At 48.8% G+C, this 13,404-nt stretch carries 11 protein-coding genes; 7 read left to right on the forward strand and 4 right to left on the reverse strand.

What is annotated here, in order from left to right; genetic code table 11:
- The first annotated feature begins 78 nt into the window (after positions 1-78).
- Together EJN92_RS04670 and EJN92_RS04675 are read left to right on the forward strand one after the other, a co-directional pair.
- Positions 79-1,671, forward strand: a complete 1,593-nt coding sequence (locus EJN92_RS04670; protein WP_227869710.1) for an oxygenase MpaB family protein — start codon at positions 79-81, stop codon at positions 1,669-1,671.
- A gap of 176 nt (positions 1,672-1,847) precedes the next feature.
- Complete coding sequence (locus EJN92_RS04675) at positions 1,848-3,692, forward strand: diguanylate cyclase (protein ID WP_126126745.1); 1,845 nt, start codon at positions 1,848-1,850, stop codon at positions 3,690-3,692.
- Here the strand turns inward: EJN92_RS04675 and EJN92_RS04680 are convergent.
- Together EJN92_RS04680 and EJN92_RS04685 are read right to left on the reverse strand one after the other, a co-directional pair.
- A complete protein-coding gene (locus EJN92_RS04680) occupies positions 3,655-4,290 on the reverse strand; it encodes a tRNA-uridine aminocarboxypropyltransferase (RefSeq protein WP_126126746.1) in 636 nt (211 codons plus the stop codon). The two genes, EJN92_RS04675 and EJN92_RS04680, sit on opposite strands and share 38 nt — an antisense overlap.
- 4 nt (positions 4,291-4,294) lie before the next feature.
- Entirely contained in the window at positions 4,295-6,184 is a 1,890-nt protein-coding gene (locus EJN92_RS04685) for a TonB family protein (protein ID WP_126126747.1), read from the reverse strand.
- A 211-nt stretch (positions 6,185-6,395) separates the two neighbouring features.
- Between EJN92_RS04685 and ruvA the strand changes: the two genes are divergently transcribed.
- From ruvA to EJN92_RS04705, 4 genes are all read left to right on the forward strand, one after another.
- On the forward strand, positions 6,396-6,977 hold the full coding sequence (ruvA, locus tag EJN92_RS04690) for a Holliday junction branch migration protein RuvA (RefSeq protein WP_126126748.1): 582 nt from the start codon (positions 6,396-6,398) through the stop codon (positions 6,975-6,977).
- A gap of 9 nt (positions 6,978-6,986) precedes the next feature.
- Positions 6,987-8,063, forward strand: coding sequence for a Holliday junction branch migration DNA helicase RuvB (gene ruvB / locus EJN92_RS04695; protein WP_126126749.1), 1,077 nt, complete (start codon positions 6,987-6,989; stop codon positions 8,061-8,063).
- Positions 8,064-8,203: 140 nt separating this feature from the next.
- Complete coding sequence (locus tag EJN92_RS04700; protein WP_126126750.1) at positions 8,204-8,656, forward strand: YaiI/YqxD family protein; 453 nt, start codon at positions 8,204-8,206, stop codon at positions 8,654-8,656.
- 110 nt (positions 8,657-8,766) lie between these two features.
- Positions 8,767-9,573, forward strand: a complete 807-nt coding sequence (locus EJN92_RS04705) for a 2-keto-4-pentenoate hydratase (protein ID WP_126126751.1) — start codon at positions 8,767-8,769, stop codon at positions 9,571-9,573.
- Between the two features lie 128 nt (positions 9,574-9,701).
- Here EJN92_RS04705 and EJN92_RS04710 read toward each other — a convergent pair whose 3' ends face one another.
- Together EJN92_RS04710 and EJN92_RS04715 are read right to left on the reverse strand one after the other, a co-directional pair.
- Positions 9,702-10,832: a porin gene (locus EJN92_RS04710; protein ID WP_126126752.1), complete on the reverse strand. Its 1,131-nt coding sequence runs from the start codon at positions 10,830-10,832 to the stop codon at positions 9,702-9,704.
- A gap of 398 nt (positions 10,833-11,230) precedes the next feature.
- Positions 11,231-12,373, reverse strand: coding sequence for a porin (locus EJN92_RS04715; RefSeq protein ID WP_126126753.1), 1,143 nt, complete (start codon positions 12,371-12,373; stop codon positions 11,231-11,233).
- Between the two features lie 339 nt (positions 12,374-12,712).
- Between EJN92_RS04715 and coq7 the strand changes: the two genes are divergently transcribed.
- Complete coding sequence (gene coq7, locus EJN92_RS04720; RefSeq protein WP_126126754.1) at positions 12,713-13,345, forward strand: 2-polyprenyl-3-methyl-6-methoxy-1,4-benzoquinone monooxygenase; 633 nt, start codon at positions 12,713-12,715, stop codon at positions 13,343-13,345.
- The last annotated feature ends 59 nt before the right edge of the window (positions 13,346-13,404 follow it).

The raw sequence follows: 13,404 nt of genomic DNA on the forward strand, positions 1-13,404 counted from the left end.
CTTGCTGATGAAATAAGATACGGTATTGGCATTTTTATTCGCCCAGCTCTTAAAAAAAACCATCCCAACAGGTAAAGCATGAAATTTCTCATAAGTGCAGTCCCTAAGTTAAGCTATTTCGTTTGCACTATCGCTCTGTTAGCCTTCGCCTGGCATAGTCAGCATTTTCTACTGATGCTACTAGCGGCTGCCTTGGTGCTGAGCATCCCGCTTTTCAAGTTGAATTCTTCGCTTAAAAAACAAGGGAAGAAAAAAGCTGCAATCCTTCAATATCAACTCTCCGATCAGCAGCTAAAACAAGCACGCTTACTTGCTGACCCACTGGCCGACAATACTATACAGAGCCTACTTGGCGACTGGCCACAAGCGGCAGAAAATGTATCGTATAGTCCGCTTGAACTTAGTGTTCAATGGCAAACCATCGCCAGCATCAATCGCCAGTTTGACGATTGGAAAACCAATGCCGACATCGCCAACTGGCCGGAGACCGAGGCTAGACCTGAGTCCGCGATCGACCAGCATCTACAGGCTTATTTGCAAGCGGGACTAGCCCTGCCAGATTGGGCAGAGCCAGCCAAGATAGAAAGAGCCGAAACCTTGTTTATGGAATACGGTGCACTCTCTTGCTCGCTCTTATTTTGCTCCAGCCTACCAGAGTGCTATGTAATACCAGATCTATCGGCAGTGCTACACGCGGCCGGACAATTGGAACAGCATACGGATCACAGGATACGCTCCACCGCTGCGATGATCTTCCCTGTAATGATGAAGGGTGGTTTATGTCAGGCCGATGGTAGCGGAGTCGCTCAAATTCTAAAAGTAAGACTAATCCACGCGACGATACGCAACCTGATTTTGCGTGGCAGCCCGGAGCACGCAATGGCTCACTTCAATCAACATATTCAGCCTTTACCACTGAGCAATTCTGCTAACTTGTTCCATACCCTATTTGCGCACGGCTGGAATCTGGAGCGCGCTGGTTTACCTTGCAACCAAAGCGAACTGGCCTATACCTTGCTGACTTTCGGCTATGTATTTTTACGCAGCATGCGCAAACTTGGTCTGGGATTAGCAAGCGAAGACGAACTGGCTTTTCTACATTTATGGAATGTGGTCGGCCACATATTGGGTATTCGACGCGAACTGATGGCCGATACTATGCAGCAGGCAGAAGTACTGTTTCAACAAATGCAGGCACTACCGAGCAGTGAGCAGATCAGCCCAGATCCCCGACCGCGACTAGGACAAGCCTTAATGCAAAGTATGGAGCAAGTCATTCCTTTCCGCGTATTTAAAGCATTTCCAGCTCTGATGACGCGCTATCTGTGCGGCACCAGCAATGCCAAGAAAATAGGCGTAAATCAGCGTGTATCATGGCTGTCACATAAGCTATTTATACTTCTGATGTTGTTGGTGCGAGGCATCGATACTTTCGTCAGATACTTCTCGCCTGAGTTCTCAATTTCTCGCTTGATTACACGCGTACTTGGCTATCATTTCATGAGCAAAATATTACTCGATCAAACTCGGCCACTAAAATTGCCGGAACAATTACTGAATCAAGTCAATCAAACCATAGGCACATGGAGCACAGACAACAAGTCAGCACCTTGGATGAACGCCTTGGAGAAAAAAATGACCACGTCTAGAAGTTGGAATCAGGCTGATTAGGATTTTCATAAAAACCACGAAAAAATAATAAAAAGAAAATTCATTTTCCCATCATTTCTCGGGCAATTTCGATATCTATAAAACTGCCTTGACAGAAAAACTTAATGCCCGTGATACTGGTAGTTGCGGCAAAAAATACTGGTTATTAGACCAACCTTAGCCAGATTAATTTCAAAATGACCTTAGCACGTTTACTCAACATACCGGGTTCCCACTTAAGACTCCGGATCTTGGCTCTCTTGGCCTTGATCTGGATACTTGTCACGTCCCTACTATTTGCTACGCCGGCCTCAGCCACAGGCTCAGTAATAGAATTAAGAGATACGCAAACCTTCATCCAGACCTGGCCTAGCATCACAGAATTATCCGACCCAGAAAAAAAGCTCAGCATTGCCCAAGTAATGCAGGCCAAAAATGACTTCAAGCAGCCGCAAAAAGCCTTTGCGACTCTAGGCATGCGTAAAGATGCAGTTTGGTTACACATACCAGTGGCCGTCACGGCGGCCAGTAACGGCGTGTGGGTGCTAGACATTGATTACCCGGTCATCAATCGCATCGATTTATATGTGACCAGTGAGGAGCAATTAATACAGCAAACGACTCTAGGTAATCTGCAACCACGTGCCGAAAGAGCGATCGATGGACGTGCTCATGCTTTCGGTTTAAGACTAAAACCGGGTAGTAATTATGATCTGTATTTGCGCGTAGAAAACACAGGCGCAATGATTTTGCCAATTAGCTTAAACAAGCCGTCTATGTTTCATACCCGCTCACTCGATGAACATATGTTGCAAGGCTTGCTCACCGGTTTAGCGCTCTGCCTTCTGGTGTATAGCCTGGCACAATGGGTGAGTCTGAGCGAACACTTGTTCGTCAAATATGCCATCTTAATCTCGGGTAGCATCTTATTTTCCTTACTGCAGTTCGGCATAGGCGCGCAGTATTTATGGTCCGATAATATCTGGATAGAGACTCATCTCGGTGGCATCTCTGCACTGATTGCGATCATCGGCACCTTTTTATTTATAGAACAAGTATTGGCCGGACCAGACCTTAACAAATGGTTGGAACGCTTGATGCAGTTAGGCGCTGGTTTCTGTACGTTGGTCGCTATTAGCTTTAGCTTAGACTGGATAGACATACATACGGTCACTTTGGTGGTAAGCACCGTTGGCCTACTCCCCACGATACTGGGGTCACCCGGTGCGTTTGCCCGAGCCCGTCGTGGTGACCCAGTCGGAATCTACTTTTTACTCGCCTGGACCGCGTATTTCATTGCGACTGCGATCATGATAGAGCTGATCAAAGGACGTCTACCTGCGAACTTTTGGACCATGCACTCGTTTCAGTTCGGTGCGACGTTTGATATGCTAATTTTTATGAAGGTACTGGGCTTACGTACTAAGGCTATGCACACAGAAATGCTGCACACCGCTGGCGAACGGGACAAACTCCACTCCCTGGCGCATAGTGACCCGCTGACCGGGCTACCCAATCGGCGCGAAATTCATACTGCCATTGCCAATGCCTTAGCGCTCAGTGCCCCAGAAAAAATCGTGGCCGTCTACATGCTCGATCTAGACGGTTTCAAGCTGGTCAATGATCAATATGGACACGACATCGGTGATGAGTTACTGATCTCGGTCGCTAGACGGCTGCAGGCGAACTTAAGGCCCAACGATATCGTTGCGCGCCTGGGCGGCGATGAATTCGTGGTCATGGCGAAAGACTTAAATAGCCCGCAAGAAGCGCAAGATCTCGCCGAAAAACTGCTTAGCGCGTTTAACTATGCTTTCATCTTAACCAGTCAAACCTGTAGAGTCGGTCTCACCATCGGCTACGCCCTTGCCCCATTCGATGGTCAACTAACACCTGAACTACTCAAGCGTGCTGATGCCGCCATGTATTGTGGCAAACAAGATGGAAAGCATTGTGCACGACGCGGTGAAATCTCAGAGAATCAAGGCCAACTGTTCAAAAATTCTAGCCTGGAATCACATACAGACTCTGCTGCTGCCTGATAAACCCATCAAAGGCAGCCAGTAGCGGCTGGTATTTTTCTGAGTTATTTTCCAGCAGCATCAAGGCTTGGCAAGTCGCCTCCAGAGTGGACAGTTGATCAGGTCTATGTGCTTTACGAATGCGATATTGTGAATCCGGCATATCATTCAAGGCCAGTCTAGCGAGGCTTTGCAAGAGTGGGTTTTGATACAGCATTTTGCGGCTTTTACGCCAGGTTCCATCCAATACTATCAAACGCAATTGATCAGGTAACGCCAAACATTGATGATCCAGGGGCGGCGACTCGACCACACCACTCTGACCTTCTGAGCGCTTAGGGTAGAGTAACAGCGTCGTCTTCTCAGTCGCAAATAAGATACTTTGCAAAAATTCAGTTTCAAATTTTTCAGCGATATGCAACTGACTATTTGCCACACTCAAATGCAGTAGGCGCGCACTGCCTTTGGCATGGTGCTGCTCCAGCGGATGCTGCAAGATGATGAGTTCAACCTTAGAGGACGTCGCGGTGATCCACTGACAGATACAGGCACTCACTGGACGCAGGCAGCGCGTGCAAATTTCTCTGCGGCTAGTCGGTAGTTGCGAAGTCAAACTCATAGATTTAACGCAATTCTTCCAGAATTTTTAGAGTTTCATCAAAATTCCAGATTCGTCGGATTTCTATCACATCGTATTTCGCTGCAATATTCGGCGGGAAAGCTGCGTAGGGAGCATTCACCCGCACGATACGTTTGACCGCCTCATCTAAATCGGCCCGCCCACTGGAGCGAATAATAGTCACATCCTCGACGCTGCCATCGCTGCGTAGCGCGACCACCACCACAGGGTCGCCACGGGCTTTATCTTTCGCAGTTTGCGAATAGTTTAAATTGCCATTGCGCTCGACTTTTTGACGCCATCCATCTACGTACATGCGCAAGGGAATTTCTCTTTCTATACTGCCAAAAAGGCTGCGTCGCCGATCATCTTGCTGGCTGCGCGGCACGGGTGGCGTACCACGCAATACGTCCATACCGCGCAATTGCTCTCTGGCGCGACTGGCCAGCTCACTACTAAAGATATCCTTAGCGCGCGCCACACCGTCAAGCTTTCCTGGTCCACCGAATGCATCATCATTGGCCTTAGCTTGACTTGCTGCCTTGCCCGCTGCGGCAACTGCAGCATCATTGAGTGCGCGCTCACGCCCCCTTTGCTCAACTAGTTTTTGCTCTGCTAGTTTTTGTTCTGCTAGTTTTTGCTCTGCTAGTTTTTGTTCTGCTAGTTTTTGCTCTGCTAGTTTTTGCTCTGCTAGTTTTTGCTCTGCTAGTTTTTGCTCTGCTAGTTTTTGTTCTGCCTGCTTTTGCGTTTTCAATTCTTGTTGTTGCTGCCGCAATTGTGCTTGCTGGATTTGTTGCTGGATTTGTTGCTGCTTTAATTGCTCTTCCAAAGCTTTTTTAGCTTCTAGATCGAGCGTCAATTGATGCTCTTTTGCCTGCGCCTCCTGATGTTTGCGCTGCATTAATTGTTCCTGTTTCTGAGCTGCGAGTGCAGCGGCGTTTTGAGCGTTTTTCTGGGCGACTTTTTCTGCATTTTCCTGTGCCAATTGACGCGCATCATCTTCCTGCTTTTTCGCTATTTTTTTCTTTTGCAAAGACTGCTCCGCGACTACCGCCTCTTGCTGCTGCTTTAAGGCTTCGGCTTTTTGCTCTGCTTTTTGTTGCGCTTTTTGTTGCATTAATTGCGCGCTCTTCAGCGCCAACTGCTGCGCCTGTGCATCACGCAGAGCTTGCGCTTCTGCGTCGATCAAGGCTTGCTTTAGATTTGCTTCTTTTTCTCTGTTGAGCGCTAATTCGGCCAGTTGCGCCTGGGCTGCTTGCGCCTCTAATTCAGCATTTTTTTCTTCTACCAGTGCCAAGATCGCCTCTTCTTTTTGTTTGGCGATCTTGCTGTCACTTGCTTTATGTTCTGGCTCTTCTGGGCTAGCCGCCGGCACGACAAAACTATCCTCAGTTTTTTGATCTTGAGCGATAACTCGCACGGGGGTCTCGACCGCGTCCCGCGCCGCCGCTGGTGTAGGCAGCACAGGTAAAGGCAGCACAGGTAAAGCCAGCGCACTAATCTGCTCGACCGTCTTATTTTTTTTCTGTTTTTTCGGTTTTTGCACAGCCTTGCTCACCGCAGGGGCAGGCACAACAGGAAGCGGCATTGCCATCAACTGCATTCCAGAAATTTGCTCAGGTTTAGGCGCTGCCAATATGGGGGGCGCCGCGGCAACCGCCTCCTCAGGCTGAGGCGCTGGCAAAGCCAGCTGTATTGGTAGATCTGGCGGCGGCAAGTCTAGACGGCGCTCGCTCCAGGGAGTTGCCAGTCCCGGCAAACCTAAACCTGGAATACCAAACTGCAAAGACAAGAGCAGCGCATGACAAAGTAGCGACAACAACACGCCTATGAACAGGCGCCTATTCGCAATATCCTTAGTGACAGCCGGGGTCGATCCTGTAGTAAAACGCATGCAAGTAATGGTAAGCAATGAGAGTTTGTCCGCGCGCATTATCGCATGTGAACCTCAGTTTTCACTAAGTTAGCCTAGCGTGCTCCTCTCAGCCTACTTATCGGCCTGACTTATCGGCAGAATATGCAAGCGCTGAGCGCCTGCACTACTCGTCAAGCGTGTCAGAATCGGTTACTATCACTGCTTATTCATACAGTATGAGAGCAGACTCATGATAGGTCGCATCGCAGGCATCCTCATTGAAAAAAATCCCCCGCAATTATTGGTTGATTGCCAGGGCGTGGGCTATGAAATCGATGTCCCCATGAGTACGTTTTACAATCTGCCAGCATTAGGTGAAAAAGTCATACTACTCACCCATCTGGCGATACGCGAAGACGCGCATGTTTTGTTTGGTTTTGGCAGCTCAGAAGAGCGCGCCACCTTTCGCCAGTTAATCAAAATTAGCGGCGTCGGTTCGCGTACTGCGCTGGCGATTTTATCTGGCATGTCGGTGGCCGATCTGGCGCAAGCGATTACCTTGCAGGAAGCCGGACGCCTGACCCGCGTGCCAGGCATAGGTAAAAAAACGGCCGAGCGCTTGCTACTCGAGTTAAAAGGTAAATTGGGTGCAGACCTGGGTGCTGCTAGCGCAGCGATTGCCGCTGGCGACCATAGTTCGGATATCCTCAATGCCTTGCTGGCACTCGGCTATTCCGACAAAGAAGCCTTGCTGGCAATGAAGTCGGTGCCGGCTGGTTCTGGCGTCTCGGATGGCATCAAGCTGGCACTTAAATCGCTGTCTAAAGCGTAAACCATAGCCATGAGCATACAAACCGATAATTTTTCTTCCGCAGTCAGCGAAACCCGTATCATTTCAGCCACGCCCTCGTCACCGCAAGAAGAGGCGATAGAACGCGCCTTGCGCCCTAAGCAGCTCGATGAATACGTAGGACAGGAAAAAATTCGTGGCCAGCTAGAGATTTTTATCAGTGCCGCCAAGAAGCGTAGCGAAGCACTCGATCACACCTTATTGTTCGGCCCGCCTGGTTTGGGTAAAACCACGCTGGCTCACATCATCGCCCGTGAAATGGGTGTTAATCTGCGCCAGACCTCGGGGCCGGTACTAGAGCGCGCCGGCGACCTGGCAGCGCTACTGACCAATCTGGAAGCGAATGACGTCTTGTTCATCGATGAGATTCATAGGCTATCACCGGTAGTCGAAGAGATTTTATATCCTGCGCTGGAAGACTATCAGATCGACATCATGATAGGTGAAGGTCCCGCAGCGCGCTCGGTCAAACTCGATCTGCAGCCCTTCACACTGGTGGGGGCCACCACCCGCGCCGGTATGTTGACCAATCCTTTGCGCGATCGTTTTGGCATCGTTGCCAGATTAGAGTTTTATACGGCGGACGAGCTTACCAAGATCGTCACGCGCTCAGCCGCCTTGCTAGGCGTGCCGATACAGCCGGACGGCGCACGTGAAATCGCCAAACGCGCGCGCGGCACGCCGCGTATCGCGAATCGCCTGTTGCGCCGGGTGCGCGATTACGCCGAGGTTAAGGGCAATGGCGAAATTAGCAAAGAGGCCGCCGATGCGGCCCTGATCATGCTGGACGTCGATGCGGTAGGTTTTGATCTGATGGATAGAAAACTGCTGGAAGCGATCTTGTTTAAATTTGGCGGTGGCCCGGTCGGTTTAGATAATGTGGCAGCCGCCATCGGTGAAGAGCGCGACACCATAGAAGATGTGCTGGAACCCTATCTGATACAACAGGGCTATTTGCAACGCACACCACGCGGTCGCATCGCCACCCCTAGCGCCTACGCCCACTTCGGCATTACGGCACCCAGAACCGGGCCGAATGGTGAGTTGTGGAATACGCTGGATTTGTAAGTCAATCTCACTAACATCTACTCCACCTTAATATACTCCACCTGAGTATATTTTTAGAGCCAGCTATTCATATGCGCAAGATGGCTATTTCTTTATAATTTTAGGGGGAGTATTCCTAAAGCCGGATCAGAAAGTCTACTATGCAAATCTGGGTCGATGCCGATGCCTGCCCCAATGTCATCAAACAAATTTTGTTTCAGGCTGCCGAACGCCTGCAAATTAGCACCACCTTAGTTGCCAATCAATTTCTGACTACCCCGCCTTCACGCGTGATTAAGGCGCTGCAAGTGCCCGCTGGTTTTGATGTCGCCGACAATGAAATCGTCAGACTGATGCAGGCCGGTGACCTGGTGATTACCGGTGATATTCCGCTAGCCTCCGATGTTTTAACTAAGGGCGGTTATGCACTCAATCCGCGCGGCTCATTCTATACCGCAGAGAATATTCGCGAGTTCCTGAGCATGCGTCAGTTCATGGAAGAATTGCGCAGCGGCGGCGTCGAGACCGGCGGGCCAGCGGCCTTCTCCAACGCGGATAGGCAAGCCTTCGCCAATCAGCTTGATCGGTTTCTGACGAAACATGGCGGCAGCTAGTGTCACCCCCTCCACTTAGCCCGACTCTCTTGAAGGTTTACTTGCAGATTTAGCTAGACTGAATCAAAATTAGTCTACCCACTCAACAGTGCAAAAGTTTGCACAAACCCATGAATGCTCGTGATTACGCTCTTGAAATTCTTCAGGCACGCGCCTCTGGGCAAACTTTGCCTGCCGTTTCCAGCCGTACGGAACTCAAGCTAGAGCAGGCCTATGAGATTGCCAAAAACATAGACGAGATCCGCAAGGGCCTAGGCGAACGCCCTATTGGACGTAGTCTGTCTGTGAGCTGGAATACCCCGCATGGCGAGGACGCGCTAGCAAGGCTAAGCTGGACTACGCTGTTTGATGCCACAGTTCGCCACCTGCCCTCGAATGTCTGCCTACAAAGTCTGGAGGGCGCGATGCGCCCCAAGATCAGCGCTGTCGTGATATTTAAGCTTGCCACCACACCAGCCGCCGAGGCCAGTCTGGAACAACTCGTCAGCAGCATAGAGTGGATGGCACATGGGATAGAAATCCTGGTCACGCCTTACCCGGACGAGGCTTTTTCAGATGCTGATGCAATTGCCGCTCTAGGCCTGCATGGCACGCTATTAATCGGACCAGCCCAGCCACTCAGCCTGGCCTCACGCGCACAGTTGGGGCAATTACTGGCAAACGCCAGTGTCTCGCTCTCTTGCGACGGCAGCCTAATCGCCGCGGGATATGGCAGCAAGGTATTAGACAGCCCTGTGCATGCACTTAGATATATTCACCAACAACTCAAACTACAAAGCCAATTTCCCCCATTGCAAGCGGGCGAGATCATCAGCACTGGCAGTTGGACCGCCCCCATTACTGTACAAACCGGGCAAACCTGGTCTAGCGCATTTTCCGGCCTAGACCTAGCCGGTATCTCAGTTTCCTTCGTCTGAAAAACCAAAGGAACTAATCAGATTCTCAGATAATCCTAGCGGCAATCTGAAACAGCTCCGACCAATAAAAAAGCACCCTAAGGGTGCTTTTTTATTTCAACACTAAGCAGGCCTAAGCCCGCCCAGAATTAGAACATGTGACGGATACCAACGTTGAACATTTTGATAGTCGCACCATCTGGTCTGGCTTTGCCACCAGCGTCACCCATACTCACATCAGTGTTGTTGCGATTGTAAGAAAATGAAGTATAGACGTTAGTACGCTTAGACAAAGAGTGCGTGTAACCAATCGCTGTTTGATTAGCGTCAGCATCTGCCAATGTTTGTGGCGCTGGGCCAACCGGCTTTGGATTAGTTAAAAGAGTACGATTTTTGTTCTTGGATGTGATGTAGTTAAATATAAAACTACCGGCGGCGCTAACAGGAACGGTAGCACCGATAGAGTAAACATCGCGCTTCAAAGCATCAGAAGGAGTGCCGTCATTTTTCAAATATGAATACGCACCAGCCAATTTAACTACTGAGAAATCATAAGTAGCGGCAAACAATGAGGTCTTTGTCGTGTATGGAACATTAGTACCTTTTTCTGATTCGCTATACACACCAGTTACGAACAATGGACCAGCCGTATAAGCAGCACTCATACTCATGTAACGAGAAGATTTATTGTCGCCCGCTTTTTCTTCACCCAGACCGTACATCAGATTTGCCGTAAAACCACCCAAATCATTAGTTGAATAGGTAACGCTATTGTTTTTACGTGGACCTACAACATTTGGTTCAAAGAAAGCGGCAGCACCAAAACTACTAGTACTTTCGCCAGCTGCTCCGCTAGTCAAGCCTGTTCCAAAAGGATCAAAGCTATCAACAGCGATAAACATAGGTGTATATTGGCGACCAAAGTTCACCGCACCGAAATCACCGGACAAACCAACATAGGCTTGGCGACCAAAAGTATTGCCTTGAGACGCGCCAGTATCAGCAAAAACACCCATTTCCAATTTGAAATTTGCCTTCAAACCGCCGCCCAGATCTTCACTACCTTTGAAACCCAAACGTGAACCGGATTGATTACCACTATCCAGGGCAGTCGTAGTCGAGGACGCAGTTGCAGGAGTATTGCCATGTGCTTTAGTTGCGCCAATTTCTTGGCGTTGCAGACCCATATCTACCAAACCGTAGACTGTAACTGAAGATTGAGCTTGTGCCGCGCCTGCAACTGCAGACAAAACTGCCAGAGCGATGAGTGATTTTTTCATTGATATTTCTCCAAAGATTTTCATGTTGACATGAACTACGTTAAGTCTATACAGCGTTACATAAGGCAAATATGACAAATATGACAAATTCAAAAATGTGTAACGCAGACTAATACTTCAAAAAGTACAAAGCTGCTAATTAGAAGATAAGGTATTTGAACAAAAATCAGGCACTAGCGCCAAGAGAAATCGACTTTTTGATGCTTAAAACTCTACTTTTGTCTCTAAAACACAACCAATTGATGCAAAAGACACCACAATTATGATGGGGCTTTGTTCATAGGCTAGAAGGATGCATCTAATGTTATTTCTGTAATTTTTCGATATTTACTAGGATTTCTCAAAAAAAAACCACCTTGCGGTGGTTTTTTTTAACATCAATAAATGCTCAAACAAATTTAGAACGAATGGTTAATGCCAACCGCCGTACGATATGCTTTATCTTGATTCGCGCCATTAGGAATCAGACCACCTGACATCAAAGTGTCGCCCAATGCCACAGAACCAGCCTTCACATAAGTAAAAGAAGCATAGATAGTAGAACGCTTGCTCAATGCATATTTACCCATGGCGATGTACTGATCTGCTTTACCGCTACCTAAACCAGAAAGTTTAGTGTCGTAATAAGCTGCAGTCAAAGTAGTCACTGGAGATAATGCAAAATCAACGCCGGCACCGACAACTGCAATTTTACGATTATTTAAAAGGCCGCCATCCACTTTGTTTTCAACGTAAGTCAGTTTAAGTGCGACCGCATCGAGTTTCAATTTTCCACCGCCACCCAGCAAAGTCAAAGTCGAGTTAGCCGTAGCATCTTTCATTTTTGCATATGCAAACGCCACACCTGAAGAACCGTCAGTGAAATATCCAGCCAAACCGGCATAAGTATTGGCGGAAGTATTGCCCGCCTGCTCACCAAAAGCGTACATCGCGGCGCCACCAAAACCGGACACCATAGGCGTCAGGTATTTGATAGAGTTATTTTGACGCAAAGCAGTGCCGCCACCATTGGCACCAAAGCCACCAAACAAGGCGCCAGAGTTCATGGCGCTATATACAACGTTAGGATTACTCGCGGCATGTGCTGCGCTCAAAGGATCGGCGAGAGACAGTGAATCGACACCCAGCATATTCTGGCGTCCAAAATTAACTGTACCGAAATCACCAGACAGACCTACCGTGGCATTGCGATCGAATAAAGTTGGTGTCGTACCGACTGCAGAGAACAAACCCGTCTTAGGATCTATCTTGCCATCACCACCATAACTAACACCAGCCGCGCCGGTATCATTAACCAAAGTACCTTCAAAGTTGAAGTTCGCTTTCAAACCGCCACCCAAATCCTCAGTGCCCTTGAAACCCCAGCGAGAAACTGCCATCTGGCCTGACTCCATAGACATCTTAGAACCGCCGTTAGCAGATTGGTTGGTCGTATACACTGTAGCAGCATCGATAATGCCGTAAATAGTGACACTCGATTGAGCGGAAGCATTGGCGGCGAAGGCACCCAGAACTGCGAAAGCGATTAGCGTTTTTTTCATTGCACTGTCTCCAAAGATATTATTCTATTAATTGACCATGAGCTCATGAGTCGGCTCGGTCGTATCATTTAGTCCACTACTCTTGCCAAAACTTATCAGCCTTATCGGTTAACAAGCGATGACTCATTGAAACAAATTTCACACTTTTGGGCAAAGAAAATTTGCGAACGACCGTATTAAAACAAATTTTATGTCGCGCAAAAGCCACATTACTGCGTTCAAACTAATCCAAAATCGATTCCGTATCAAAAACGATATGCCTTAAGCAAGAGTCCTGCAATGTGGCAAACTCAGGCTAAGCAGCTTACAATAGCAAGTTGTTCAGACCATCTTCTTACTATGCTATTTTCTAATATTGACCACCTACTACTAGGTGTAGACCGCGCCTTACGCGTTGTTACTGGCCAAGCCACAGCGCGCCGCCCAAGCCCTGCACTCGCGGTGCAAGAAAGTATGCTATCTGATCAAGAGAAAAGACTTAGCGCCGGACTGATGCGCGTTAATCATGTGGGCGAAATCTGCGCCCAGGCGCTCTACGATGCGCAAGCGCAATTTACCAATACGACGGCGATCAGTCAGCAATTCACGCATTCAGGTATAGAAGAAGAGGATCATCTGGCGTGGTCGGCACAAAGAATTGCCGAACTCAATTCGCGCCCTAGCCTACTCACGCCACTCTGGTATGCCGGTGCCTATCTGTGTGGAACGGTCGCGGCGCGTTGTGGCGATGCGGCCAGTTTGGGCTTTGTGGTAGAAACTGAAAAGCAAGTGGCGGCGCATTTAGCCAGCCATCTGGAAAAATTGCCTGCGGACGATAGTAAATCACGCGCCATCGTCGAACAAATGCGAATAGATGAGATCGCGCATGGTGCTGCAGCACAGTCCCTGGGTGCCAGCGACTTACCGACACCAGTCAAAGTAACGATGCGAGCAATGGCAAAAGTCATGACCAGCACGGCTTACTATATTTGACCTTGTTAAACTATCGAGTCGCCAACGATTACGCCAGCGACTCGGCTTTGAAGATCGAA

The organism is Undibacterium parvum (genome assembly GCF_003955735.1).
GTDB classification, from domain to species: domain Bacteria; phylum Pseudomonadota; class Gammaproteobacteria; order Burkholderiales; family Burkholderiaceae_D; genus Undibacterium; species Undibacterium parvum.